Genomic DNA, 24,722 nt, shown 5'->3' on the forward strand with positions numbered 1-24,722 from the left:
ATTTCAGCAGGCAGATCGCACCTTTGATGGCGTTCACTCGTTGGTGTGAGATCTCCGCAGTAACTCGCAGATTCTGCGAGTGATCCCAGTAATTTTCCGGTTCGTGTCAGATTTCGAAAGTCGCGTACTGACCTTGGTGCGCCCGGGAGCGGACGCCGATGCGACGGTGGATCCGGCAGCGGTGTCCGTGGAGTCGGGGTTGGCCGACGTCGTCACCCTGCAGCGGCGCCGGCAGGCCCGTATGTCCGCAGTCGACGAGGAGAGCTTCTTCCTCGACACGCTCTCGGAGTACCAGTGGGCCCGGGACGCGGCCGGTCTGGCGCCAACGACGCTCGATGGCCTGCTCAAGCCGGTGGTGGAGGTCTGCGAGTACTACGGCACCGTGCCGTGGCAGCTCACCCCACGCGAGGTGGACCGCTACTTCGCCGGGCCGGGCAAGCGGGCGCCGTCGACGTTGCGCGGGAAGATCAACAAGATCGATGCGTACTTCGCGTTCCTCGAGCAGCGGTACGCCGGCGAGATCATGCGGCGGTTCGGCGCCGCCGTCGAGTCGCCGATCGACCCGTTCAACCGGCCCCGACACCGCGGGGACTTCGGCCTGCGGATCCCGCCGTCGCAGCCCGCGATGCGCGACTTCCTCGGCCGGTGGCGCGAGGACCTGCCCAACGCCCGGAAGTACCTGGTCGCCTGCCGCGACTACGTGATGACCAAGGTCGCCTACCTCTCCGGTGTCCGCGCCGCGGAGCTGTGCGGCGTGTGCATGGGCGACCTGCACTGGGAGCACGGCCAGTGGGGCCGGTTCGTCGTGCTGGGCAAGGGCGCGCACGGCTCGGGGCCGCGGCCGCGCGAGGCGTACATGTTCCAGGAGGGCCGGGCCCTCCTGTGGTGGTACATCGAGGAGATCCGCGGCGAGTTCGGCGACGACACCGAGCACCCGCGGGCGCCGCTGTGGCCCTCGGAGCGCAAGCCGACCGCGGTCGCCTCGCTGAACCTGCCGATCGCGCCGGCGATCGTGCCGTCCACGTTCCGCAAGGCGCTGCACACGGCGGCCGCGAGCTACCTGACCGGACCGGTCACCGACCTCTTCCCGCACCTGCTGCGGCACGCCTGCGCGACCCACAACTACGAGCGCGGGATGACGTTGTGGGAAGTGCAGAAAGTCCTCGGACACGACTGGGCAACCACGACACTTCGGTACATGGCGACCGCTCACGCCGACCCTGAGCACGCGAACCTGACCGCGAGCTCCCAGGCGGCCCAACGACTGGTGATGGACAAGGGGAACCTACGGTGAAGTGGAACCTTCGGATGGTGGCCGCCCAACGGGACCTGTGGCGGCCGACCGAGGTGCTGGCCGCCTTCCAGCAGGTGGGGTTCAACCCCTCACTGAGCAAGGTCGCGGCCCTGTGGGGCGGCACGCCGGTCACCGTACGCCTGGAGGACCTGGACAAGATGTGCGCCGCGCTGAACTGCACGGTCGCCGACCTGCTCCAGGCCGAGCCGCTCGCCGGTGCCCAGGGGGTGCCGGAGTCCGGCCAACGGGCGGTAGGCGCCGAGGAAGGGCCGACAACGGGCCCGGTCCGGCCGGTGCCGCGCAGCCGCCGTGGCACCGGGCCGCGCTCGCTCCCGCCGAACTGAGGGGGCCCCGGCGGTGGCGAAGGATCGTGGTCAGGGACTGGCGCGGAGCTGTCCGGTGTGCCTGGGTTGGCTGGTGGTGCACTGGTACCGGGTGTGCGACGGGTGCCGGCCCTGGGCGAGGAAGTACCCCGAGGTCGGGGTGTGCCCGCGGTGCCGACACGAGGCACATCTGAATACAGACGGGCTGTGCAAGCCGTGTTTGATGGCGATTCGAGCCGAGGACGACGCCGAGTGGGCCCTGGGTCTACAGGAGGCGCGACCGCGGCCGGTCCAGTTGATCGTCGGCGGAATGTACGGCGACCGGTCGGCGGACGCCCGGCCGCTGCGCCGGCCCACGAAGACCGGGCTCAAGGTGGGGCAGGGGTGGTGGATCAAGTTCAGGAGGCAGCGCGCCGCCCCGGGCGGGCCACCGGTGCTTCAGCAGCAGGTGTGCGGCCAGCTTGCGCTGTTCACGGTGCCCCGGGTGCTGACCGACGCCACGGTCAGCGCGATCGTCGGCCGGCCGGTCGCCGGGTGGGAGCAGTGCCGCCTGGTGATCGAGGTGATGGCAGCCGAGCACGGCATGTCCGTGGGCTGGCAGCGCGCAATCGCCGAGATGGTCCGCCTCGCGCTGGCCGTGCGGGAGGCCGAGGGTGCCGTACGGCTGCCCGAGTCGATGCTGCGGGACCTGCCGTCCAACGGGGATGCGGTACGCCTGGTCCTGCTGCGGGCTGGACTGCTCGACCCGGCGCCGCAGCCGATGCGGTTCTCCACCACGAACCAGCCCACCACCACTTACATCACCGCCCCGGCGCCGTTGCCGCCCCCCGCTCCGCGGTCGTGTCGCGACTGCCACTCCTGGATGGCCGGCGACAAACGAGGCTTCCGCTGCACTCCGTGCCGCCACTGGCGCGAGCTACACCCTGTGGGCCGGTGCGGCCGGTGCCGACGGGAGGAACTGCCGCTGCGCGGCGGCCGGTGCCGCACCTGCCGCCTCTACCGGCACTTGGACGACGGAGGCCCGGCCGCGGCCGGTGCCGCCCAGCTGGTCATCGACCTTCCGCACGGGGTTCCCGGCCAGGCCCAGTTGGTTCCGGTCGCCGAACCTGCGTCGTCCGAAGACGAGGACGAGGCGGTGCTATCCCTCCATGCCGCCCGCGGGCAGGAGCCGCTCTTCGAGATGCGGCGCGACTGGTCGCCGGTCATGGCCCGTCTGCGCCGCCGTAGCTACAGGGACCTGACGTTGACCGGCGCGGCCCGTGCGCTGACTGAGGAACTGGACCGGCTGCGCCGCGGCCAGCAGGACCCCGCGTACCGCAAGGACATCCGCACGCTGACGATCCTGGTGTACTGGCTCGGCGCCGAGACCGCCTTCCGGGAGCGCGATGTCCACGACCTCGCCCTGCTCGACCCCAACCTCGCGGCCAAGCGGGTCTGCCAGTTCCTTGCCGCCCGGGGCCTGCTGGCTGAGGATCGCGAACTGCACCGGGACGCCGACCAGGTATGGGTCGAGGCCACCATCGCCACGATGCCGCCGACCGTCGCCGACGAGGTGAGTCTGTGGGTCAAGGTCCTGCGCGGTCAGGGCCGACGCGAGCACGAGGCCCGCAGCTACGACGGCATCCGTCGCTACCTCGCCTCTCTCCAGCCGGTCCTGGCCGCCTGGACGCGCAGCGGCATCACGACACTTCGGCAGATCACCAGCGACCACGCCACCACCGCCGTCGACGATCTCACCGGGAGCGCCCGCCGCCAGCTCGCCATCAGCCTGCGCAGCCTGTTCAGGGCCCTGCGTCAAGAACGCGTCGTCTTCCGCGACCCCACCCGCAACCTGCCCGTCGGCGACCTCAAGGGCATCCCGAAGTCCGTGCCCTCGGACCTCCTGGCCACTCTTCTCGACCGCGCCACGACCCCGCTCGGTCGGCTCGTCGTCGCCCTGACCGCCGTCCACGCCTTGCCCGGCCACGAGATGCCTACGCTGCTGACCTGCGACCTCGACCTTGCCCACGGCACTCTCGAAGCACGCCGCGGCCTGCTGCGCCACACCCCCTACATCGAGGAGTTCACCCACGGCCTCGCCGCCGAGTGGCTCACCTACCGCCACCGCCGCTGGCCCGCCTCGACCAACCCCCACCTGCTCGTCAGCCAGCGCACCGCGCTCGACCCCGACCACCCGCCGGTCAGCATGACCATGCTGCACCGGCACCTGCCCAAGGGATTCACCCTGGACGGCCTCAGACAGGACCGGATCCTGAACGAGGCGCTCGAGACCGGTGATCCGCTGAAGCTGATGCGCCTGTTCGGCATCACGGAGAAGACCGCCATGCACTACGTCACCACCGCCCATCCCGAGCGCACGGCGAAGCTGCCCAGATGACACTCAGGGCGCGACCGGCTCATTTGCGGACTGCTGCGGGCCGGGCATCAGACGGGGGACGAGGCGGACGTAGGCCACCATGCCGAGGACTTCGACGAGTGTCTGGGTGACCACGACGACCGCGGCGACGGCCAGCGAGTCGGGCAGCGCGAGGGCCAGGGGCAGGACGACGAGGGAGTTGCGGGTCGCCCCGGCAAAGACGATCGCCCGTCCTGCGGGGGCGTCCAGTCGGAACAGGCGCGCCACGGCCTTACCTGCGAACGCCATCACGATGAGGAACGCCGCGTAGAACGGGACGACGGCGGCGACGTCGGTCAGACTGTCACCGAGCTTGGGGACCTGGGAGGCGACCACGACCAGCAGCGTGGCGGCCATCAGCGGCACCATCGTGGTGGTCGCCGCATCGGAGACCTTCTGCCCGGCCAGCCGTCGCGCGGCCCACGCCTGCAGAGCCCAGGCGAGGGCGAGCGGGATGACGATCAGGACGACGAACGCCTCGACGAACGGGCCGACCTCGACGATGTCGGCGAGCTCCGAGCCCATGAACAGGTAGAGGAATCCCGGCAGCAGCGTCATCTGCGCGACCAGGAGGACCGGGGTGGCGGCCAGCAGGCGCCGGCTGGAGCCGCCGGCGAGCCCAGAGAAGACGATGACGTAGTCCACGCACGGGCACAGCAGCACCAGCAGGACACCGAGCCGGACCGCCTGGTCCGCGGGCAGGAACGCGAACATCGCGGCGACGACCAGCGGCACCACCACGAAGTTCACCACGACCGCGGCGGACAGGAACCGTCCGTCGCGCAGGGAGCGGACCAGTTCGGCAGCCGGGACTTGGAGGAAGGTGACGAACAGCAGCGCCCCGAGCACCGGGTTGATCGCGTGCTCCAGCCCCGGCCCGAGGCCGGGGGCCGCCCAGCCGAGCAGCCCTCCGACGGCGAGTGCCACAAGATAGATCGCGACCTGGTGGTGTTCCATCCGCTCGACCAGGCCCTGCGGTCCCTGCTGCGACACCCGAACTGCTCCTTCGTGCTGTGCCGGCCGCCTCGTGGCGGTCGTGCGTTCTATCCTCACAGGCCACTGCGCGCGGTCTGATTGCGGTTCCTGGTCAGTGATGGGTCTTGCTGCTGTCCGGGTCCGGGCCCAGGGCGGGGCGCGGGCCGAGGGTCGGCATGCCTAGGTCGGCCTGCGGCGGAGCAGTACGGCAGGCTGTCGTCCGGCGCCGCCGCCGCACCCCCCAGACACCCACTCCGGCGGCGACGGCCAGCACCGCGAGCGCGGGCACCCACAGTGCTCCGATTGCGGAGGTGACGCCGATGCCGCCGAGGATGGCCAGGAGCGGGCCGGCGCAGCACACCGCGCAGGCGGCGATCGCGGCCGCGCTGGCGCCGACGGCACCCCACGGCCGGGACGGTCGGGAAACAGGGGGCGGGGTGGTCATGCGGGTACTCCGAAGAGGTCGGCCAGCATCCCGGCGGCGGACTCCGGCGCCCGCACCTCCAGCTGGAGAGCGGTCGGGGTCAGGTGCAGACGGAAGTCGAAGAACGCGCAGCAGCCCTGCTCGGCCGCGGCCAGGGCCGCGACCTCGCCAGCGAGCTCGGCGCCGGAGGGGAAGGACAGGCGTACGCCGTCGTCGATCTCCTCGCGTCGCTCGGCCTTACCGACCAGCCGACGCCACTGCTGGGTGCGCTCGCCCAACTCGGCGCCGCCCAGCGTGCAGGCCACCGGTGCCTCCCGCCACGACTCCGTGGCCTGGCCTGGGCGGGTCAGCGAGAGGGCGACCGGCACGGGCCCGGCCGCCGTGGTGCTGGGCGTGGTGCAGCCGCAGTCCGGACCGCACGCCCCAGCGGGCGCGGGACCGGACAGGTCAGCGTGGACACCGGCCAGGTGCGCGGAGAACGCACGCAGCTCGGCCATGCGGCTGTCGGTCTGGGTGATCCGGTCCGCGACCAGGGGCAGCATCCGCGCCCGTACGGACGCGCACACCCCTTCCTCCCGGACATCCAGCAGCTCGCGGATCTCCTCCAGGGCCAGGCCCAGCATCTTGGCGGAGGAGATGAAGGCCAGGCGCTCCACCGCGTCCTCGCCGTACACCCGGTACCCGGACGGTGTGCGGTCAGCGGGCAGCAGACCGGCGTCCTCGTAGAAGCGCAGCGTCGTGGCCGGTACGCCGGAGCGTTCGGCCAGCTGCGAGATGCGGTAGGTCGTCACGCCACCGACGGTAAACCTTCAACCCGACTCGAAGGTCAAGTGTCGCCCCATCGCGTCCCGGGCATGGCGTCAGGATGACGGCAGCGCTCCTTCGGGGCCGATGCCCACCCTGGCGCGGGCCCGCCAGGATGTTTCCCGGCGGGCCCGCGTCGCGGTTCGTTCAGGCAGGGACCGCGGCGGCCTCCGACACGGTCTCTGCCGCGCCGCGGGCGGCGAGGCAGCGCTCGGCGTCCAGGGCCGCGGCCGCACCGGTGCCGGCGGCGGTGATGGCCTGACGGTAGGTGTGGTCGACGACGTCGCCGGCGGCGAACACCCCTGACAGGCTTGTACGCGTCGACGGAGCGGCGACGGTGATGTAGCCCTCGCCGTCGAGGTCGAGCTGGCCGGCGAAGAGCTCGGTGCGCGGGTCGTGGCCGATGGCGATGAACAGGCCCGTGACGTCGAGGTCGCGGGTGGCGCCGGTGAAGACGTCGCGCAGGACGACACCGCTGAGCATGCCGTTCGTCTCCTTGATCTCGGCGATCTCGCTGTCGAACGCGAAGGAGATCTTGTCATCGGCGAACGCCCGGTCCTGCATCACCTTCGATGCGCGCAGGGTGGAGCGGCGGTGGACGACGGTGACCGACTTCGCGAAGCGGGTGAGGAAGGTGGCTTCCTCCATGGCGGTGTCACCACCGCCGACCACGACGATGTCGCGCTCACGGAAGAAGAACCCGTCGCAGGTCGCGCACCAGGACACCCCGCGGCCGGACAGCTCGTCTTCGTTCGGCAGGCCGAGCTTGCGGTAGCCGGAGCCGGTCGCGATGATCACCGTCTTCGCGCGGTGCACGGTGCCAGAGGAGTCGGTGAGGAGCTTGATGTCGCCGGTGAGGTCGACTGCCGTGATGTCGTCGTCGATCATCTCGGCGCCGAACTTCTCGGCCTGGGCCCGCATGTTCTCCATCAGGGCCGGGCCGTCGACGCCGTCGGGGAAGCCGGGGAAGTTCTCGACCTCGGTCGTGGTGGTCAGCGAGCCGCCGACGAAGATGGAGCTGCCGAAGAGCAGGGGATTGAGCTGGGCGCGGGCGGTGTAGAGGGCGGCGGTGTATCCGGCGGGGCCGGAGCCGATGATGATGACCTCGCGCACCTCGTCGGAGTGCGTCACGGAGCTCACGCCTCCTGCTTGGCGTCGATCTCGGCGATGAGGGCCTCGATGCGGGTCTTGATCTCGTCGCGGATCGGGCGGACGGCGTCGACACCCTTGCCGGCCGGGTCTTCCAGGGCCCAGTCGAGGTACTTCTTGCCAGGGAAGATCGGGCAGGCGTCGCCGCAGCCCATGGTGATGACGTAGTCGGACGCCTGGACGGCCTCGGTGGTGAGGATCTTCGGCTGGGCCGCGGAGATGTCGATGCCGACCTCGGCCATGGCCTCGACGGCCGCGGGGTTGACCTGGTCGCCGGGGATGGAGCCGGCGGAGCGGACCTCGATGCGGTCGCCCGCGAGGTGCTGGAGGAATCCGGCGGCCATCTGCGATCGGCCGGCGTTGTGGACGCAGACGAACAGCACGGAGGCGAGCGGGGCGGAGGACATGCGTTCTTCCTTCACAAGGTGAGTGGCAGGTGGTGCGAGGGGTTTCAGATGCTCGGCAGGCTGGCGAGCAGGTCGGTGATACGGGTGTCGATGTCATCGCGGATGGCGCGGACGACTGCGATCGGGGCGCCGTCAGGATCGGCTACGGGCCAGTCCAGGTAGCGGCGGCCGGGCACGACAGGGCAGGCGTCACCGCAACCCATGGTGATGACGATGTCCGCCGCCTGTACGACCTCGTCGGTCAGCGGCTTGGGGAACGCGTCGGCCGCATCGGCGCCGGCCTCGGTGAGGACCTGCGCGATGTGCGGCTCGATCCCGGGTCCGGGGTGGGTGCCCGCAGAGGAGACAGTCACCCGGCCGCCCGCCCGGTGCTGCAAGAGGGCGGCGGCGAGCTGGGAGCGGCCGGCGTTGTGGCTGCACACGAACAGCACCCGCGCCAACCCCGAGCCCGGCGCGCCCTGGACGTGGGCGAGGGCGTCGAGGCGTTCGGCGGTGAAGCGCTCGGCCAGCACGACCAGGTGCGTGGTGATGGAGGCGGCCTCGGCCAGGCGCCGGTAGGAGTCGGTGAGCAGGCCCGTGACGGTCTCGGCCGAGAAGCGGCCGGCGTGCCGGGTGGCGAGCCGTGCGGCGCCGGCGGCCAGGCGCTCGTCGGGCAGGGCGGGGGTGGGAGCGGCGGGCATGGAAAGACCCCTTCGACGGGCCTACGGGTCAGCCCCGGCTGGTATCAGTGCCGGGTGATGTGACAGTATCAGCCCATGATGACGTCAGTCGACACTGACCTGATTCGGGTGCTGGCCGACCCGCTCAGGCTCCAGATCGTGACCCTGCTCGCCCGCGAGACGCTGTGCACCACCCACCTGGTGGAGGAGACCGGTGCCAAGCAGACCAACCTCTCCAACCACCTGAGAGTGCTGCGCGAGGCCGGGGTCGTCGAGACCGAGCCGTGCGGACGCTTCACCTACTACAAGGTGCGCCCCGACGTCATCGCATCGCTCGCCGGGCAGTTCGCCGACCTGGCCGAACAGGCCCGTACCGCCGCTGACAACAAGAGGGCCTGCCCGTGACCCGCACCGAAGCGCCCGCGACGACCCAGGAAGCATCCGTCGTCGCCAAGCTCTCCACGCTCGACCGCTACCTCGCCGTGTGGATCCTCATCGCCATGGCCGTCGGCCTCGGCCTCGGCCGGGTGATCCCCGGACTGAACGACGCGCTGGCGAAGGTGGAGATCGGCGGGATCTCCCTGCCGATCGCGCTCGGCCTGCTGATCATGATGTACCCGGTCCTGGCCAAGGTCCGCTACGACAAGCTCGACGCCGTCACCGGCGACCGCAAGCTGATGATCTCCTCACTGGTCATCAACTGGATCGTCGGCCCTGCGGTGATGTTCGCGCTGGCGTGGATCTTCCTGCCCGACCTGCCCGAGTACCGCACCGGCCTGATCATCGTCGGCCTGGCCCGATGCATCGCCATGGTCATCATCTGGAACGACCTCGCCTGCGGCGACCGCGAGGCCGCCGCCGTCCTCGTCGCACTGAACTCCGTCTTCCAGGTCATCGCGTTCGGCCTGCTCGGCTGGTTCTACCTCGACCTGCTGCCCGGCTGGCTGGGCCTCGGTAACGGCGAGCACCTGGACATCTCCATGTGGGAGATCGCCCTGAACGTGGTCATCTTCCTCGGCGTCCCGCTTCTGGCCGGCTTCCTGACCCGCCGCATCGGCGAGCAGAAGATGGGCCGTACCGACTACGAGGCGAAGTTCCTGCCGAAGATCGGCCCGTGGGCCCTGTACGGGCTGCTGTTCACGATCGTCATCCTCTTCGCCCTCCAGGGGAAGACGATCACCTCGCAGCCGCTGGACGTTGCCCGGATCGCGCTGCCGCTGCTGGTCTACTTCGCGGTCATGTTCTTCGGCACCTTCCTCCTCGGCAAGGGCCTCGGCCTGGCCTACGACCGCACCACGACTCTCGCCTTCACCGCGGCGGGCAACAACTTCGAACTCGCCATCGCGGTCGCCATCGCCACCTTCGGCGTCACCTCCGGCCAGGCCCTGTCCGGCGTCGTCGGACCGCTCATCGAAGTCCCGGTCCTGATCGGCCTGGTCTACGTCGCACTCGCCTGGCGCAAGAAGTTTGCCGCCGGCGCGGTGACGACGGCCCCGTGACACAGCACACGGACGTGGTGGTGGTCGGCGGCGGCCAAGCAGGACTCGCCGCCGGCTACCACCTGCGCCGGCGCGGCCTCGACTTCGTGATCCTGGACACCGACCCGGCGCCGGGCGGGGCATGGCAGCACATGTGGGACTCCCTGCACCTGTTCTCCCCGGCCGATCACTCCTCGCTGCCCGGCCGCCTCATGCCCGTCCAGCGCGGTAAGACGTACCCGGGCGCCCGGCACGTGGTGGACTACCTCACCGACTACGAAAAACGCTACGACCTGCCCATCCAGCACGGCACCCGCGTGGACGCCGTACGCCGCCACGCAGACCGGCTCCTGGTCGAAGCGGACACCGGCACCTGGTGGTCGAAGGCGGTCATCAGCGCGACTGGCACCTGGACGCGGCCCTTCCTGCCCGCCGTCCCCGGCCGCGAGGTGTTCACCGGCCGCCAGCTGCACACCGTGGACTACCGCTGCCCGCCCGACTTCGCCGGACAGCGCGTCCTCGTGGTCGGCGGCGGCAACTCCGGCGCCCAGATCGCCGCCGACCTCGCCCTGGACGGCAACGTCGAGGTGACCTGGGTGACGCAGCGCCCGCCGCGGTTTCTGCCGGACGACATCGACGGCCGCGCCCTGTTCGACGTCGCCACCGCCCGCCGCCGCGCCCTCGACGCAGGCCGCAGCGACACCGGCGGGGTGGCCTCGCTCGGCGACATCGTCGCCGTGCCGCCCGTCCGTGCCGCCCGTGACGCCGGGCTCCTGCACGCGAAGCCGATGTTCGCCCGGCTCACCGCCGACGGCGCCTTGTGGGCCGACGAGAGCCACGCCGGCGCGGACGCGGTCATCTGGTGCACCGGCTTCCGCCCGGCCCTGTCCCACCTGGCACCGCTGAACCTGCGCGGCCCGCGCGGCCACATCCCCACCGACGGCACCCGCGCCCTCGGCGAGCCGCGACTTCACCTGCTCGGCTACGGCGACTGGACCGGCCCGGCGTCGGCCACCTTGATCGGTGTGGGTCGCCCGGCCCGGGACGCTGCCGGGGAGATCGCACACCTTCTGCGCAGCTAGCCGCTGCTCGAGGCGACCGTCGGGTCGGTGTCCACCCCAGGGGGGACACCGGCCCGACACGGTTCTCGGTTGCGTCAGTGGCTGGCCGCGAGTTCGCCGCTGAGCTTGCCGTGCAACTGGGCGCTGGGGTCGTTCAGGCCGGTGATCTCGACGCTCTTGCCGCGCTGGGCGTACTTCGTCTCGATCGCGTCCAGAGCGGCGACGGAGGAGGCGTCCCAGACGTGCGCTGCGGAGAGGTCGATCACGACCTTCTTCGGGTCGTCGGCGTAGTCGAACTGGCCGACGAGGTCGTTGGAGGAGGCGAAGAACAGCTCGCCGGTGACCCGGTAGACCACCGTGCTGCCGTCCGGGTCGACCACGGCCGTGACCTCGGCGAGGTGCGCGACGCGCTTGGCGAAGATCACCATCGCGGTGATGGAGCCGACGACGACGCCGACGGCGAGGTTGTGGGTGGCCACGACGCAGGCGATGGTGATCACCATGACGGCAATCTCGCCTGCGGGCATCCGCCGAAGCGTCTTGGGGGCGATGGAGTGCCAGTCGAAGGTCGCGAAGGACACCATGATCATGACCGCGACGAGGGCGGCCATGGGGATGTCGGAGACGATGGGGCCGAAGGCGATGCACAGCACCATCAGGAAGGCGCCCGCGAGGAAGGTCGAGACGCGGGTGCGGGCGCCGGAGACCTTCACGTTGATCATGGTCTGGCCGATCATGGCGCAGCCGCCCATGCCGCCGAAGAAGCCGGTGACGATGTTGGCGACGCCCTGCCCGATGGACTCGCGGGTCTTGTTGGAGTGGCTGTCGGTGATGTCGTCGACCAGCTTCGCGGTCATCAGCGACTCCATGAGTCCGACGAGCGCCATGGCGAACGCGTAGGGGGCGATCGTCGTCAGCGTGTCCATCGTGAATGGCACGTCGGGCAGGCCGGGCACCGGCAGCGAGGACGGCAGCGCGCCTTTGTCCCCGACGGTCGGCACCGCGATGGCCGCGCCGACGGTGATCACGGTGAGGATCACGATGGAGACCAGTGGTGCCGGGATCACGGTGGTGACCTTCGGGAAGAACACCATCAGCGCCAGCCCGCCGATGATCAGCGGATACACCGCCCACGGCACGTTGTGCATCTCCGGCACCTGGGCCATGAAGATCAGGATGGCGAGCGCGTTGACGAAGCCGACCATCACCGAGCGGGGGATGAACCGCATCAGCTTCGCCACCCCGAGCGTGCCCAGGACGACCTGGAAGACGCCGGCGAGGATGACGGCGGCGATCAGGTAGCCCAGGCCGTGCTCACGGTTGAGCGGGGCGATGACCAGAGCGATGGCACCGGTCGCCGCGGAGATCATCGCGCGGCGGCCGCCGACGATGGAGATGACCACGGCCATGGTGAAGGAGGCGAACAGACCGACTGCGGGGTCGACCCCGGCGATGATCGAGAAGGAGATCGCCTCGGGGATCAGCGCCAGGGCGACGACCAGGCCCGCGAGGACCTCGGTGCGCCAGACCTTCGGGTTGTTCAGCCAGTCGGGCTTCAGGCCGCGCAGGCGCGCGGCCGGGGACACAGCGGTAGCGGAAGACAAGAGTTCAGGAACCTGTCGTGCTCGGGCACACCCCCATGGCAGGCCGGGATGTGTGCGGGAGGACGCGGAGAAGCCGGGTCGGCACCCCGCGGAACGGCCCCGTCGTACTCGGAGCCGGAGGACCAGAAGGGACGGAGTGGGCGGGCGCGAGGGCGCCACCGGCTCACGTCCAGGGGCGAAGCGTCACGGCGGGCAGGCGGCGGCGCCGGGCGTCATGGGCTCGCGCACGCTTCTCTCCTGCAAGAATCGGATCTTCGCCGGGGGCGGCATCGGCCCCGGAACGGCAGTAGCGGGGGCAGCCGCGCCGCCCTCACCTTCATCGACTCTACCCTAACGTTAGAGTAGACATCGGCGGGCCGCTCAGGAGGCACCGCCGTGAGGGAAAGGCCAGGAGCAGGGACATGGACGGCACGCACATGCAGATCGGCGAGGTCGCCGCGCGCACCGAGCTGTCCCTGCGCACCATCCGGCACTACGAGGAGACCGGTCTCGTCGTCCCCTCCGCCCGTTCCCAGGGCGGGTTCCGGCTCTACACCGACAACGACGTCGCCCGTCTCATGGTCATCCGGCGGATGAAGCCGCTCGGTTTCACTCTGGATCAGATGCGCGACCTGCTGGACGCCACCGACCGCCTTGATGGCGACGACGAACTTGGTCCGGATGAGCGCGAGGCGCTCCTTCAGCGCGTGCGCGAGTACGAGCAGAGTGCGGCGGAGCAGGTGGAGAAGCTGCGCGTCCAGCTCGCCCGCGCCGAGGACTTCGCCGCCACACTGCGGGCACGGCTGCCCGAGTACGAGCCGGCCCGCCCCTGACCCTCCTGGGTCCGGCAGCACATCAGGTGCTGAGGCTGCGACTCGCGACGACCCCGTCCCCGGCACAGGGCTGGGGCGACCATGAAGGAACAAGGGAACATCCGGGCACTGAAGGAGGTCACCGTGGCAGCCGCCCCTCCGTCCACGCCGCCGACCGGGCCGGTCATGGCGGTCTCCTTCTCCGACTACCGCCCGGCCGAGCTGGTCCTGGCCGGACAGATCGGGGCCGAAACCCTACGGGAGCTGGAGGAACGCCTCGCTACCCCGCCGCTGCGGGAGGCCACCGAGTGGTTCGTGGACATGAGCGAGGTCACCCGCTTCGACCTGGCGTGCGCCTACGCGCTGCTCCGGGCGGCCACGCTGCGGCCAAAGCCCGCGGTGCTCCCAATCCACGGGGCTCGGCGTGCTGTCCGGCGCACGCGGGCGTCAGGCCTGGGTGAGGATCGTGCAGATGTCGCCGGCCGCGCAGGTGTCCGGGTCGGTCACGGCGGCCCGGCGGGCCAGCTCCCGCAACACGGTGCGGGCCTGGCGGAGCTCGGCCATGCGCCGGTCGATCTCCGCCAGGTGCTCCTCGATGAGCGTGCCGACCTGGGTGCACGGTGCCTGGCCGCTGTCGCGCAGGGCGAGGACGGAGCGGATCTCGGCGAGGGCGAGCCCGGCGGCCTGGGCGTCGCGGACGAAGGCGAGCCGGGCGACGGTGTGATGCGGGTAGTCGCGGTAGCCACCGGAGGTGCGCGGGGGCGCGGGCAGCAGGCCGGCCTGCTCGTAGAAGCGGATCGTCTTGGTGGTCAATCCCGTCTCGGCGGCGAGCTCCCCGATGCGCATGTCTTCAGTCTACGGACTTGACCTTCCAGTGCACTGGAAGGTGCAGGGTTGGCCTCATGAGGATCACCGTGCTGACCGTGCCCGACTGCCCCAACGCCCCCGTGGTTCGCGAACGGATCACCGCAGCACTGGACGGGCGGGAAGCCCAGGTGGAGCTGATCGAGGTGCGCGAGGAGGCGCAGGCCGCCCGGTGGGGCATGACCGGCTCGCCCACCGTCTTGGTGGACGGCGTCAACCCCTTCGCCATGGCCGGCGCTCCGGCGAGCGTGTCCTGCCGCCTGTACCGGGACGAGGAAGGCCGGCCCGGCGGGGCGCCGAGCATCGAGGCCCTGCGGCAGGCGTTCACCGGCACCGGGGTGTCCGCGTCAGCGCCTGCCGAAGAGTGCTGCGGAGACGACCGGGAGGTGCTGGATCCGATCGGCCGCGCGGGCCGTGGCCGACGGGCCCCGGGCGAGCGCGGTCTGCGCGCGGTCCATCAGGCGGTACTGCGGCACTTCGCCGCCACCGGCCACGCGCCCGAACCGGCCGACCTCGCCGCCGCAGCAGCACAGGCAAGCCGTACAGCCGCGGACGTGCTGGCCGAGCTGGACCGCGAAGACTTCCTCACCCTCGACGCCGACGGGCGAATCCGCGCGGCGTATCCGTTCTCCGCGGTGCCGACCCCTCACCGTCTGCGCCTGCCGGACGGGGTGGAGGCGTGGGCGATGTGCGCGATCGACGCCCTCGGCGTCGCCGCGATGCTGCACCAGGACATCGCGGTCGCCTCCTGTGACCCGGTCGACGGCCGTCCGATCACGGTCACCTTCAACGGCGGTTTCGCACGCTGGGAGCCCGCCGAAGCCATCGTCTTCGTCGGACAGCGGGACCAGGCGGGCCCAGCGGCCACCGTGTGCTGCGACGCGCTGAACTTCTTCGCCGACTCCACCACGGCCGAAGCATGGGTTCGGCAGCATCCCGAAGTTCACGGCCGGATCACCAGCCAGGCTGAAGCGCTGCGCATCGCTGAGCAGACCTTCGGCCCGCTCCTGGACCGGGGCTGACCGGCAGCCGGCGTCGCGTCCCGGCCGCCGCCGCGCACCCGAGGACACCGGGTCGCCGGCCAGCGCGGGGATCGGTTGACCCCAGAGGCGCCGTGGCAAGCGCCGAGACGGTCCCCCGGTCCCTTTCCCGCTGTGCGTTAGGCGACGGCCGGCAGCGCGAGCAGCTTGCCCATCGCCGCGAGCACGGACGGCTCGACCCGGTAGTACACCCAGGTGCCGCGCCGCTCGGAGGTGAGCAGCCCGGCCTCCTTCAGCTTCTTCAGGTGGTGGGACACCGTGGGCTGGGAGACGCCGACGTCGGAGATGTCGCAGACGCATGCCTCCCCGCCTTCGTGCGAGGCCACGGCGGAGAACAGTCGCAGCCGGACCGGGTCCCCGAGCGCCTTGAACATCCGCGCGGCCGTCTCGGCCTCCTGGGCGGTCATCGGGCGCTCGGTCAGCGGCGGGCAGCACGGCTCCACACCCTGGCCATCGGCGGGCTCGAGCAGCGGCAGCACCTTCGCATTCGGCATGCGTCTATGTTGACACACGTCGAACCAGTGCGGGGAGGTCCGTCACCGGCGCGCGAGAAGGGCGGCCAGGCACCGGGCGATGCGCTCCCCGTCCCGGCCCACCCCGCGCAGCGAGTTCGACGACAGGCTGCGCTGCCACTCCAGCCCGACGAACGCCAGCCCCGGCATGCTTGTGGCTAGGCCCTCGCGGTGCCGTGGGTTCCCGTCGGTGTCCAGGGCACCGTCCAGGCGGGTGAGGTAGGGCAGGTCGGGGCGGTAGCCGGTGGCAAGTACGATCGCGTCGACCTCCTCCCGCTGTCCGTCCGGCCAGAGGAGCTTGGCTCCGTCAGTGCCGGTGAACATCGGCCGCCGGTCGGGCCGTCCGGCGGCCAGGGCGGCCCGGTAGCGGCCGTCGTCGAGGACCGGCTGCGCCGGCGGGCGCGAAAGGAGCCGGCCGAGGGGCGCGGCGTCCAGGCCGGTGCGGGCCGTCCAGAAGTGCAGGTCGCGGCCCAGGATGCGCTGGGCCGCGAACTTCACCGGGGCGCGGGTGGCGAGCGTGACGCGGGCGGTCTCGGCGAGCTCGGCGGCGATCTGCACGGCGGAGTTCCCGGCCCCGACCACGACCACCCGGCGGCCGGTGAACGGGGCCGGACTGCGGTAGTCGGCGGCGTGCAACACCTGCCCGGTGAACCCCTCCAGACCTGGCAGCGCCGGCTGGTGCGGGCGCCCGAACGTCCCGGAGGCCGCCACGACGGCCCGCGCGGACACCAGGCCGCCGCCCTCCAGCTCCACGGCGAAGCCGTCGCCGGTGCGACGGACCGCGCTGACGCGGCAGAACGTGCGGATCTCAGCGTCCAGTCGGCCGGCGTAGGCGGCGAGGTAAGCGACGACTTCGTCGCGGTGCGGATAGCGGTCACGGTCGGCGCCAGGAAACGGCATCCCCGGCAGGGAGCTGTACCGGGCGGGCGAGAACAGCGTGAGGCTGTCGTAGTAGCGCGGCCACGACCCGGCCGCGGCGCCGGACGCCTCCAGCACCACTGGCCGCAGCCCGCACCGCAGCAGCGCGTGGGCGGTGGCGAGTCCGGACTGGCCGCCCCCGATGACGGCGACGTCGACGCGCTCCATGAGCAAACCCCCTTGGCTTCGACGAGTGTCTATGTTGACGCTCATCAATACAGGTGCCATGCTGGGCCGCGCAAGCCATCGACAGATGTCGAAACACGCAAGGAGTCGCCGTGAACGCGCCCGCCACCACCGAGCTGCCCGTCGTCGTGATCGGGGCCGGACCCGCCGGCCTGGCCGCCGCCGTCCACCTTCTCGACCAGGGCATCGAGCCCCTGGTCCTGGAAGCCGGGCCCACCGCCGGCGCCGCGGTGCGCGAGTGGTCGCACGTGCGCCTGTTCTCCACCTGGGGCGAGGTCGTCGACCCGGCCGCCGAAAAGCTCCTGGCCCCCACCGGCTGGACGCGGCCCGACCCGGCCACCTACCCCTCCGGCGGCGACTGGGCCGACCTCTACCTCCAGCCGCTCGCCGACGTCCTCGGTGAGCGGGTCCGCACCGGCGCCACCGTCACCGGCGTCTCCCGGGCAGGCCGGGACCGGATTGTGGACGCCGACCGCGAGGCCCAGCCGTTCGTCGTGCACGTCGCTTACGCCGACGGCCGTGAGGAGCGCCTCTTCGCCCGCACCGTGATCGACGCCTCCGGCACCTGGACCACGCCGTCCCCGGCCGGCGGCAGCGGACTGCCCGCGCTCGGTGAAAAGGCCGCCGCGGACCGGATCACCTACCGCGTCCCCGACCTGAAGGACCCCGCCGTGCGCGCCCGGTACGCGGGAAAGCGCACCGCCGTCATCGGCTCCGGCGCCTCCGCGTTCACCGCCCTCGCCTACCTTGCCGACCTCGCCAAGTCCGACGACGGCGCGGGGACGAAGGGCGTGTGGATCCTGCGCCGGGGCATCTCGGGCTCCACCTTCGGCGGCGGCGAGGCCGACCAGCTCCCGGCGCGCGGCGCCCTGGGCCTGGCGGCGAAGGCCGCCGTCGACGAGGGCCACGCGGACGCGGTCACCGGTTTTCGCACCGAGGCGATCGAGCGCGACAGCGACGGGCGCCTGGTCCTGGTCGGCGAGGACGGGCGCCGCCTGGACCCGGTCGACGAGGTGATCGTGCTGACCGGCTTCCGCCCCGACCTGTCCTTCCTCGACGAGCTGCGCCTCGGGCTCGACGAGCGCCTCCAGGCGCCGGTCGAGCTGGCTCCGCTGATCGACCCCAACCAGCACTCCTGCGGCACCGTCTACCCGCACGGTCACCGCGAGCTCTCCCACCCCGAACTCGGGGTGTACCTGGTCGGCATGAAGTCCTACGGCCGCGCCCCGACGTTCCTGGCGATGACCGGCTACGAGCAGGTCCGCTCCGTGGCCGCCGCGATCGCCGGTGACCTCGAGTCCGCCGACCGCGTGGAACTCACCCTGCCCGAGACCGGAGTCTGCGGCGGCGCCGGCCTCTTCGACGCCCCCGACGCCCAGGAAGCCGACAGCGGCGGCTGCTGCGCACCCACCCCGCAGCTCGTCCAACTCGGCGCCCCCGCCGCGGTCGGGACGGCTGCCGAGGAAGGTCCGGCGGGCGGCTGCTGCGGCTCGTGACTGACCTCAGTGCCCGAGGCGGCGGCATCGCGACCGGAACAGGGGACCGGTCGCGGCCCCGCGCCGCTCTTCCCGCCTTGTGCGCCACGCAGATCACCAGTTGGGGCATCGTCTACTACGCCTTCCCCGTCCTCAACCCACAGATCACCGCCGCGACCGGCTGGCCCGCCGGGGCGACCACCGCGGCGTTCTCCCTCGGCCTCGTCGTCTCCGCCCTCGCCGGGATCCGCATCGGGCGCACGCTCGACCTGCGTGGCCCCCGCGCCGTCATGACCACAGGCTCTGCGCTCGGCGTCATCAGCCTGCTGATCGTGGCCGCGGCCCCCAACCTGCCGGTCTTCTTCGCCGGTTGGGCGCTCGCCGGACTCGCGATGGCGGCCACCTTCTATCAGCCCGCGTTCGCTGCCCTCACCCGGTGGTGGGCCCCCGACCACGTACGCCCCCTGACCATCGTCACCCTCGCTGGCGGGCTCGCCTCCACCGTCTTCGCACCCCTGACCGCGACCCTCGCCGACCATCTGTCCTGGCGCCACACCTACCTCGTCCTGGCCGCGATTCTCGCCGCCGTCACCATCCCAGCCCACGCCCTGGCCCTGCGCGCACCCTGGCCCGACGCCCTAACAAGCCCTGCCCACAAGGCCGCCGACGCCGCCGATGTAGGGCGCAGCCGGACGTTCGTGCTGCTCGCCGCCGCCTTCACCCTGTCGGCGTTCGCGATGTATGCCGTCGTCGTGGCCCTCGTCCCGCTCCTCCTGGAACGCGGGTACACCACCACTCAGGCCGCGTGGGCCCTCGGCATCGGCGGCGCCGGACAGACCCTCGGCCGCACCCTGTACGCCACCCTCGCCCGCCGCACCACCGCCACGACCCGCACCACGATCCTCATCGCACTCGGCGGACTGACCACCGCCGCGTTCGCCGCCGCCCCTGGCCCGTACGGCCTTCTCATCGCCGTTGCAGTCATAGCCGGCATGGTCCGCGGCAACCTCACCCTGCTCCAGGCCACCGCCATCACTGACCGCTGGGGCACCACCCACTACGGCAGACTTTCCGGACTCCTAGCCGCACCCGCCCATACAGCAGCAGCACTCGCACCGTTCGCTGGCGCCGCCCTCGCCGTGCCCCTCGGCGGCTACGGACCGCTGTTCTTCCTCTTGGTCGCCGTCTCCGTGGCCGCCGCGCTCGTCGCGCCGTGGACAGCCACCAAGGCCGTACGCCGTCGATCCCCAGGGCTCTGACAACCGCCAAATCCCCTGCAGGCACAGACGAACCCGCCCTCGTTCCCGCCTCCAAGCGGGCAACGACGCGCGGGTTCAGCGGTTACCCCATCCAAGAATCCGCGAACCCGCGCGCTTCAGCGCGGTCGATCGCGAAGTTTGTCGCCGGTGACCGCGGTGCCGACGGGTTCGAGCGGCGCATCGTGGCCCTGGGCGCCTCGGAGCGACCTGCGGGTGCTGGCCGACGGGCCTGGCTGCACAACGCGCTGGAGCAGATCGGAGCACGGCGCTCGCGGCACCCTGGGACTCACCGCTACGCCCTGCCTGTGGGGCGTAATCGGGCAGAACGGTCGAGAGCAGTCTTCGGCATGCCCGCACTCCCGTACCCGAAGTGGGCAGACGCCCGTCTCCCTGCCTAGCTTGTTGCTTATTTGTGTTCCAATGTGCAATGTGATGGTTGTGATCGAGCGGCGCCCGCGCTGCTCTCACCGTCATCTCTGACCGTCACCCCGAGGAACAACCGTGGACACTTCCATCCCCGAACGCAAGGCTGCTCGCTACGCCGCGGCGCTGGAGGCCGGCGTCAACATGGATTCCGCGCGGGAGTGCACCCTCGCGGACCGTGCCGCATGGGCCAGTGCGGCGCTGGAGGCCTACAACAGGCAGGCCCCCAATGCTCTGTTGCCCGTCCCCAAGCTCGCCGAGCGGGTACGGCTCGGCGTCCTCGCGGCCGAGACGATGGCCCAGATCGCCTTCCACCGCCCCGACGAGCGGGTCGTGAACGACCAGGAAAGCGCCGATCGCGTGATCGGAAATCTGGTCGCTCAGGTCTTCTGCCTGACGGACGGGCGGGTCACTGCCCATGAGCTCCACCAGGCTGCTGAGGGACTGCGCAGCGAGGCATATCCCGTGAAGCTCGACGTCCTGTGCGCCGTCGCTGCCGCGGGGGCTGAACGGGAAGCTGCCATGCTCGCGGCGCTCCTGGACGCGGCCCAGTCCTTCGGGTGTGACGTTCCCGGGTTGGTCGACAGCGCCCGCGCCTACTTCGAAACCCTCAAGGCCGAGGAGGAGGGAGAAGTGGAGACCGAGGCGGCGCGCGCCTGAGTCCCGCCGGGGAGCGAGGGCGGGCCCCGGCTGCTGCGTTCGCTCCCCGGTTTGGCCGCCCACAGGACACACCTGATGAAGCTGGTCATCCCTACCTTCGAGCAGCACTGACGCGTCTCCGCACTCGAGTCACCGCGACGAGGCCACTACCGAGATCACCAGCCGCCTCACCCGGGACGCCTTCTACGTGCCCGGACGTGATTGGCAGGGCGCCGAAACTCGCAGGTGCATGGCCGAAGTCTTGGGCCTCACCTACGGCACCGGCACCGGCCTTCACCGCGCCCGGCCTCGCTGCCACGCCGCACCCACGAACTGACGCGCTCGGCACGGACCATTCGCCAGCATCCCGCCGCCCCCAGGAAGGGCCCCATGGACACCATGCACCCGGACACCCATGCTCAGCAGCACTGGTACCTCGCCACCCTCGGTCACAGGGCGCTGGTGCGGGAGCTCGCCTCGCTGGGGCTCCCCGCCTCCGCCGCTACTCACGATCCGCTCTCCCTCGCCGGACGGTGCCTGATCGCCGACCCGATCGGCTACCCCGAAGCTCACCGGGCCGCAGAACTGGTCCTGGCCCCGCTGCACACCGCCCAGACGTTCACCGCCACCGTCACCGACGAGGACAACGCCCTAGAACACACCGGCGTCGTGCCGGTCCTTGAAGAGCGCCAGGCCGGAGCCGTCACCGGCTGGTACGCCGAGCTTCTCCTCTTCGAGCACAGCACGCGGCTCAACAAGGCCGCTTACCGCCTGTCCCGGATGCCCGGAGACCCGACCTGGATCATCGACAGCGACTTCCTGCCCAGCGGCCATCCCGGGATGTTGCGGCCCTTCGGCTCGCGGCGCCCGGGAAGCGGCAAGCGGACCCTCCTGCCGCCGTTCGTCACCGAGCTCGACCGTCTCATCGCGCAGGGGCCTGGGAGCGCGGCGTGACCCTATACGGCATCCCGCCCGCCGGTATGCGCCGCGCCATGGCGCCCGAAAGCGGGCGGGACCACGCCCACGCCATCGCCGAGGCCGCGCACGCCTGGTGGACCTCCAACCGCGGAGGCTCCAGCGACCGCGCCATCGCGGTCGGCACCCTGGCCGCCCTCGCCCTCTGCGCGCCCTCACGACCGGACGGACCCGACTACGGCCCGCTCCTGCTCCCCCTCGACGACGAACAGCTCGTCGACACGTTGCGAGCCGGCTGGAACTCGTTCTGGACCTACGACCCGGACCTGACCGAGGCCGCCCGCCCGCTCCACGACTGGCTCTCCCACCCCACCGACAACGCCATCCGCGGCCTGGCCGAATACGCCCGGATCCTCCTGCGCGCAGGACTGCTGGAGTACTGCTCCGACACCGCCCGCGCCGAGGCCGACGATGTCCTCGGCCTGCTCATCACCCGCATGCGCAGCTACAGCGAACGGCAGAGCACCGGTGAGTTCTTCACCCCGGCCGTCGTCACCAACTTCATGGGCGACACGCTGTTCTCCGCCGACCGCAAGCCCGGTGACCTGCTCCTCGAACCCGCCGCGGGCACAGGGGCGATGGCCCGGTCAGCTGCCGCCACGATGCGGTTCTTCGGCACCGACCCCGCCCTCTACCACTGGTGGCTCAACGACCTCGACCCGCTCAACGCCGCCTGCTGCGCCGTGAACGCCCAGCTGTGGAGACTCGGCAGGCAGGTGACCGTCTCCTGCGGCGACGCCCTGAACCATCCTCGGCTCCTGGAGCAGGCCGTACGAGAGCGCGCCGAGCGGGCGACGTCCAAGCAGAAGGCCCGGCCGGTGCTGTACCCCACCACGACTCGCCCGCCGTTCTGGCCGTGGAACTTCGTTCCGCCCTCCTGATCCGACCCGGCGGCCGTGCCGCATCCCGCCGCCGGCCACCGCTCACCCTCACCCCTGCTCGATACGGAGCCTCCTCATGGTCATCAACACCACACCCTCGCCCGCCATCGCCACCTTGGTTCCCGACTCCGAGGGGCACGGCACGGTTCTGAGGATCGTCTACGCCCATCACCTGGACGGCGAGTCCCTGGCCTTCCAGCTCTTCCACCGGTACGTCCACCGCCTGCAGGCAGGCTCCCCGCTCCCGGACGAGATCACCCGCTCCGAGGTGATGACCCTCCTCGGCGAACAGGGCGCGGACTGCGCCGAGGGCTGGCACTCCTCTGCGAACGAGCCCACCGAGGAGGCCTCGGCCGAGGCGTGGCAGTGGGTCTGCGCGCAGGTGAACCGCCTGTTCCCCGGCCTGTCCTGGAAGGTCGAGCCCGACCGGCGCATGAACATCCCCGGGGTAGACGACGACAAGGTCGCCGACATCGTGATCCGTGCCCGCCCCCTGTCATCGGACGTGACCCGCCCCGCGACCATGTTCGATCCCGCGCTCACGTACTACGCGGACGGAACGCACGTGGTGATGCGGGCACGGGGGACGGAGCGCTCTGGGCGCACCTTCGGTGTGGCGGAAGGTGCCGCCCCGTACGCCTACCAGGCCGTGCGCTGGGACGACGTGGGAGCCGACTTGGTCGCCCCCCACGTGCTGCGTCGCGCCGAGAGCACGCCCCAGGACGGCGTGGCGTAAGCGGACGCAGGGGCCGGCGTTCGGAAGGCGGCGTCCGTGGCTTCTGGGATTCTCCGACGGCCGAGTCCGGGAGAGCGCAGGAGCCACGGTCCACCCCGGCGATCAGGCGCTCGTGACGGACTCAGGTCAGGGGAGCGACGCACAGCCTGTTGCTTATTACTGATTCAATATGTATAGTAGTTGTCGTGAGGGCGGGAAGCGCCCTCGTTCAAGCCAATCCGAAGGAGCCGCTCACGCGGCTCGCCCTGGCCGTGGCACTCCCCTCGGCGGCCGGGGCCGCGAGGCCCGGACCGACTTCCCTCCGTGGTCCGGGCCTCGCCCCCTCCACAGGCCCCAAGGAGACGACGTGACCATAGGGACGGACACAGACGCAGCCCTGAACAGCGCTTCGGGGTACCGACTGCGGCTTGTCTTCGATGCCGGTCCCACGATGCCGATGTGGCGGCCGCTGCTGCGCAAACTGCGCCAGTCCCTGGCGCAGAGCGGCCACTTTCAGAACGTGACGGTGTCCGTCCTCATGGCCGACGGCACAGTGCGCGGGCGAGAGGGTGCCGGCGACCGACTGGTTACCCTCGTGCTCAGCGACTGCTCCGGTCCGCAGTGGTACCCCGGCCCGGCTGGTGAACGCTGGTACGGGACTTTGCGCGCCTGGGCGCGTGTGCGGCCGGTGGCGGTGGTACAGCCGCTGCCGGAGCGCATGTGGCAGCGCACTGCACTGCCCGTGATGCCCGGTCTCATCCATGCCCCGGCCGCCACAGCAGCCAACTCCGAACTGAGCTTCACGGCGTACGACAACGCGCCGGACATGGGAGCGGACAGCATTCCTGTTCCTGTCCTGGAGCCCGCTTCTCCCTGGCTGGACAACTGGCTCGCGCTGATCGATGGCCGTGCCGAGGTCCCGGCGGCAGTCGCGTTCGTTCCGCCCGCACTCCCGGCCGAAGGGGCCACCTCCCCGACGACACTCACCGCCGAGGAACTGGTCCTCCGCTTCCGCGCCACTGCTTCCCCCGAGGCATTCCGTCTCGCGGGGCACTTGGCGGCAGGCGTCCCCCAGTTGCCCGCGATGCACATCGTGCACAGCTCTGTCGAGACGACTCCGTGCCCGAGCCACCTGGCCGAGGTGATTCTGAGCGGCATGCTCCGCGCAGTCCCCGGTTCCCCCGGCAGCTACGCCTTCCGAAAGGGCGTTGCCTCCGTGCTGCTGCGCACGGTGCCGCGTTCCTCGCTCGCCCGCACGGTGGCTCGGCTCAGGGAAGCTGAGTCGTCAACGCGGCGCGCTCTGGTGAGCGAGGAGGCTTCGCGACCTACCGGCTAGGCGTGCGGTCTCCCGATCCCCCACTATCTTCCGCTGCTGCCTCCCTTCCCTCTTCAACGCGCTTGGGGCGTCCCGCGTAAACGGCCGCCCCGGAGCGAAGTCAGCCGCCCATCTCCGGTGGCCCGTGTTGCCCTG

The 24,722-nt window shown here is 71.1% G+C and carries 24 protein-coding genes and 2 pseudogenes; 16 read left to right on the forward strand and 10 right to left on the reverse strand.

The annotated features are described in order from the left end of the window. Positions 1 to 166 precede the first annotated feature (166 nt). The 3 genes from AB0C59_RS05785 (at position 167) to AB0C59_RS05795 (ending at position 3,994) form a co-directional block, all read left to right on the forward strand. Positions 167 to 1,294, forward strand: a complete 1,128-nt coding sequence (locus tag AB0C59_RS05785) for a site-specific integrase (RefSeq protein ID WP_355272910.1) — start codon at positions 167 to 169, stop codon at positions 1,292 to 1,294. Then, the gene (locus AB0C59_RS05790; protein WP_355272803.1) at positions 1,291 to 1,638 is read left to right on the forward strand and encodes a helix-turn-helix transcriptional regulator; all 348 of its coding nucleotides are present in this window, start codon (positions 1,291 to 1,293) and stop codon (positions 1,636 to 1,638) included. The genes AB0C59_RS05785 and AB0C59_RS05790 overlap by 4 nt, the downstream gene beginning before the upstream one ends. Positions 1,639 to 1,840: 202 nt before the next feature. Next, positions 1,841 to 3,994 (forward strand): hypothetical protein, encoded by a 2,154-nt coding sequence (locus AB0C59_RS05795; protein ID WP_363001317.1) that lies wholly within the window; start codon positions 1,841 to 1,843, stop codon positions 3,992 to 3,994. A gap of 3 nt (positions 3,995 to 3,997) precedes the next feature. Here AB0C59_RS05795 and AB0C59_RS05800 read toward each other — a convergent pair whose 3' ends face one another. The 6 genes from AB0C59_RS05800 to AB0C59_RS05825 form a co-directional block, all read right to left on the reverse strand. Continuing rightward, complete coding sequence (locus tag AB0C59_RS05800; RefSeq protein ID WP_355272907.1) at positions 3,998 to 4,969, reverse strand: bile acid:sodium symporter; 972 nt, start codon at positions 4,967 to 4,969, stop codon at positions 3,998 to 4,000. Positions 4,970 to 5,099: 130 nt separating this feature from the next. Beyond that, entirely contained in the window at positions 5,100 to 5,432 is a 333-nt protein-coding gene (locus AB0C59_RS05805) for a hypothetical protein (RefSeq protein WP_355272797.1), read from the reverse strand. Continuing rightward, complete coding sequence (locus tag AB0C59_RS05810; protein ID WP_355272794.1) at positions 5,429 to 6,202, reverse strand: heavy metal-responsive transcriptional regulator; 774 nt, start codon at positions 6,200 to 6,202, stop codon at positions 5,429 to 5,431. The genes AB0C59_RS05805 and AB0C59_RS05810 overlap by 4 nt, the downstream gene beginning before the upstream one ends. Before the next feature lie 160 nt (positions 6,203 to 6,362). After that, positions 6,363 to 7,346: a thioredoxin-disulfide reductase gene (gene trxB, locus AB0C59_RS05815; protein ID WP_355272905.1), complete on the reverse strand. Its 984-nt coding sequence runs from the start codon at positions 7,344 to 7,346 to the stop codon at positions 6,363 to 6,365. Between the two features lie 5 nt (positions 7,347 to 7,351). After that, entirely contained in the window at positions 7,352 to 7,771 is a 420-nt protein-coding gene (locus AB0C59_RS05820) for an arsenate reductase ArsC (protein ID WP_355272791.1), read from the reverse strand. Between the two features lie 44 nt (positions 7,772 to 7,815). Then, positions 7,816 to 8,451, reverse strand: coding sequence for an arsenate reductase ArsC (locus AB0C59_RS05825; RefSeq protein ID WP_355272788.1), 636 nt, complete (start codon positions 8,449 to 8,451; stop codon positions 7,816 to 7,818). Positions 8,452 to 8,526: 75 nt separating this feature from the next. Between AB0C59_RS05825 and AB0C59_RS05830 the strand changes: the two genes are divergently transcribed. Genes AB0C59_RS05830 through AB0C59_RS05840 form a run of 3 tightly spaced genes read left to right on the forward strand, consistent with a single transcriptional unit; the run spans position 8,527 to position 10,990 of the window. Continuing rightward, positions 8,527 to 8,835, forward strand: a complete 309-nt coding sequence (locus tag AB0C59_RS05830) for a metalloregulator ArsR/SmtB family transcription factor (RefSeq protein ID WP_355272786.1) — start codon at positions 8,527 to 8,529, stop codon at positions 8,833 to 8,835. Next, positions 8,832 to 9,929, forward strand: a complete 1,098-nt coding sequence (gene arsB / locus AB0C59_RS05835) for an ACR3 family arsenite efflux transporter (RefSeq protein WP_355272783.1) — start codon at positions 8,832 to 8,834, stop codon at positions 9,927 to 9,929. The genes AB0C59_RS05830 and arsB overlap by 4 nt, the downstream gene beginning before the upstream one ends. Continuing rightward, positions 9,926 to 10,990 (forward strand): ArsO family NAD(P)H-dependent flavin-containing monooxygenase, encoded by a 1,065-nt coding sequence (locus AB0C59_RS05840; RefSeq protein WP_355272780.1) that lies wholly within the window; start codon positions 9,926 to 9,928, stop codon positions 10,988 to 10,990. The genes arsB and AB0C59_RS05840 overlap by 4 nt, the downstream gene beginning before the upstream one ends. Positions 10,991 to 11,064: 74 nt before the next feature. Here AB0C59_RS05840 and AB0C59_RS05845 read toward each other — a convergent pair whose 3' ends face one another. After that, positions 11,065 to 12,555 (reverse strand): SulP family inorganic anion transporter, encoded by a 1,491-nt coding sequence (locus AB0C59_RS05845; protein ID WP_355272777.1) that lies wholly within the window; start codon positions 12,553 to 12,555, stop codon positions 11,065 to 11,067. A gap of 419 nt (positions 12,556 to 12,974) precedes the next feature. Between AB0C59_RS05845 and AB0C59_RS05850 the strand changes: the two genes are divergently transcribed. Next, the gene (locus tag AB0C59_RS05850; protein WP_355272774.1) at positions 12,975 to 13,385 is read left to right on the forward strand and encodes a MerR family transcriptional regulator; all 411 of its coding nucleotides are present in this window, start codon (positions 12,975 to 12,977) and stop codon (positions 13,383 to 13,385) included. Between the two features lie 165 nt (positions 13,386 to 13,550). Then, positions 13,551 to 13,793 (forward strand): annotated as a pseudogene (locus tag AB0C59_RS05855) (STAS domain-containing protein); the annotation flags it as partial. An 18-nt stretch (positions 13,794 to 13,811) separates the two neighbouring features. Here the strand turns inward: AB0C59_RS05855 and AB0C59_RS05860 are convergent. Then, a complete protein-coding gene (locus tag AB0C59_RS05860) occupies positions 13,812 to 14,210 on the reverse strand; it encodes a heavy metal-responsive transcriptional regulator (protein WP_355272771.1) in 399 nt (132 codons plus the stop codon). 638 nt (positions 14,211 to 14,848) lie between these two features. Between AB0C59_RS05860 and AB0C59_RS05865 the strand changes: the two are divergent. After that, positions 14,849 to 15,250: pseudogene (locus AB0C59_RS05865) on the forward strand (alkylmercury lyase family protein); the annotation flags it as partial. 137 nt (positions 15,251 to 15,387) lie between these two features. On the opposite strand, the gene AB0C59_RS05870 reads toward AB0C59_RS05865, so the two are convergent. Together AB0C59_RS05870 and AB0C59_RS05875 are read right to left on the reverse strand one after the other, a co-directional pair. After that, on the reverse strand, positions 15,388 to 15,762 hold the full coding sequence (locus AB0C59_RS05870) for a metalloregulator ArsR/SmtB family transcription factor (protein ID WP_355272768.1): 375 nt from the start codon (positions 15,760 to 15,762) through the stop codon (positions 15,388 to 15,390). 42 nt (positions 15,763 to 15,804) lie between these two features. Further along, positions 15,805 to 16,866 carry an NAD(P)/FAD-dependent oxidoreductase gene (locus tag AB0C59_RS05875; protein WP_355272765.1) on the reverse strand — a complete coding sequence of 354 codons (1,062 nt, stop codon included), beginning with the start codon at positions 16,864 to 16,866 and terminating at the stop codon, positions 15,805 to 15,807. 110 nt (positions 16,867 to 16,976) lie between these two features. Here AB0C59_RS05875 and AB0C59_RS05880 point away from each other — a divergent pair, with 110 nt between their 5' ends. The 7 genes from AB0C59_RS05880 to AB0C59_RS05910 all read left to right on the forward strand — a co-directional run bounded on the left by AB0C59_RS05880 (position 16,977) and on the right by AB0C59_RS05910 (position 24,587). Continuing rightward, on the forward strand, positions 16,977 to 18,380 hold the full coding sequence (locus tag AB0C59_RS05880) for an NAD(P)-binding domain-containing protein (RefSeq protein ID WP_355272762.1): 1,404 nt from the start codon (positions 16,977 to 16,979) through the stop codon (positions 18,378 to 18,380). Next, positions 18,377 to 19,618 (forward strand): MFS transporter, encoded by a 1,242-nt coding sequence (locus AB0C59_RS05885; RefSeq protein WP_355272759.1) that lies wholly within the window; start codon positions 18,377 to 18,379, stop codon positions 19,616 to 19,618. The genes AB0C59_RS05880 and AB0C59_RS05885 overlap by 4 nt, the downstream gene beginning before the upstream one ends. Before the next feature lie 501 nt (positions 19,619 to 20,119). Continuing rightward, complete coding sequence (locus tag AB0C59_RS05890) at positions 20,120 to 20,701, forward strand: hypothetical protein (protein WP_355272756.1); 582 nt, start codon at positions 20,120 to 20,122, stop codon at positions 20,699 to 20,701. A 369-nt stretch (positions 20,702 to 21,070) separates the two neighbouring features. Next, entirely contained in the window at positions 21,071 to 21,634 is a 564-nt protein-coding gene (locus AB0C59_RS05895; RefSeq protein WP_355272753.1) for a hypothetical protein, read from the forward strand. Continuing rightward, positions 21,631 to 22,536, forward strand: a complete 906-nt coding sequence (locus AB0C59_RS05900; protein WP_355272750.1) for an N-6 DNA methylase — start codon at positions 21,631 to 21,633, stop codon at positions 22,534 to 22,536. The genes AB0C59_RS05895 and AB0C59_RS05900 overlap by 4 nt, the downstream gene beginning before the upstream one ends. Positions 22,537 to 22,612: 76 nt before the next feature. Next, positions 22,613 to 23,272, forward strand: coding sequence for a hypothetical protein (locus AB0C59_RS05905; protein ID WP_363001323.1), 660 nt, complete (start codon positions 22,613 to 22,615; stop codon positions 23,270 to 23,272). A gap of 169 nt (positions 23,273 to 23,441) precedes the next feature. Next, entirely contained in the window at positions 23,442 to 24,587 is a 1,146-nt protein-coding gene (locus AB0C59_RS05910; RefSeq protein WP_363001325.1) for an SAV_2336 N-terminal domain-related protein, read from the forward strand. Positions 24,588 to 24,722: the final 135 nt, after the last annotated feature.

The organism is Streptomyces sp. NPDC048664 (assembly GCF_040650555.1).
In the GTDB taxonomy this organism is placed as follows: Bacteria; Actinomycetota; Actinomycetes; order Streptomycetales; family Streptomycetaceae; genus Streptomyces.

Excerpts from the sequence above, each read along its gene's own strand:
- AB0C59_RS05825 (WP_355272788.1), bottom strand. The coding sequence starts at position 8,451 with ATGCCCGCCGCTCCCACCCCCGCCCTGCCCGACGAGCGCCTGGCCGCC.
- AB0C59_RS05905 (WP_363001323.1), top strand. The coding sequence starts at position 22,613 with ATGGTCATCAACACCACACCCTCGCCCGCCATCGCCACCTTGGTTCCC.
- AB0C59_RS05875 (WP_355272765.1), bottom strand. The coding sequence starts at position 16,866 with ATGGAGCGCGTCGACGTCGCCGTCATCGGGGGCGGCCAGTCCGGACTC.
- AB0C59_RS05870 (WP_355272768.1), bottom strand. The coding sequence starts at position 15,762 with ATGCCGAATGCGAAGGTGCTGCCGCTGCTCGAGCCCGCCGATGGCCAG.
- AB0C59_RS05800 (WP_355272907.1), bottom strand. The coding sequence starts at position 4,969 with ATGGAACACCACCAGGTCGCGATCTATCTTGTGGCACTCGCCGTCGGA.
- AB0C59_RS05910 (WP_363001325.1), top strand. The coding sequence starts at position 23,442 with ATGTATAGTAGTTGTCGTGAGGGCGGGAAGCGCCCTCGTTCAAGCCAA.
- AB0C59_RS05860 (WP_355272771.1), bottom strand. The coding sequence starts at position 14,210 with ATGCGCATCGGGGAGCTCGCCGCCGAGACGGGATTGACCACCAAGACG.
- AB0C59_RS05850 (WP_355272774.1), top strand. The coding sequence starts at position 12,975 with ATGGACGGCACGCACATGCAGATCGGCGAGGTCGCCGCGCGCACCGAG.
- AB0C59_RS05820 (WP_355272791.1), bottom strand. The coding sequence starts at position 7,771 with ATGTCCTCCGCCCCGCTCGCCTCCGTGCTGTTCGTCTGCGTCCACAAC.
- AB0C59_RS05830 (WP_355272786.1), top strand. The coding sequence starts at position 8,527 with ATGATGACGTCAGTCGACACTGACCTGATTCGGGTGCTGGCCGACCCG.
- AB0C59_RS05895 (WP_355272753.1), top strand. The coding sequence starts at position 21,071 with ATGGACACCATGCACCCGGACACCCATGCTCAGCAGCACTGGTACCTC.
- AB0C59_RS05805 (WP_355272797.1), bottom strand. The coding sequence starts at position 5,432 with ATGACCACCCCGCCCCCTGTTTCCCGACCGTCCCGGCCGTGGGGTGCC.
- AB0C59_RS05795 (WP_363001317.1), top strand. The coding sequence starts at position 1,841 with ATGGCGATTCGAGCCGAGGACGACGCCGAGTGGGCCCTGGGTCTACAG.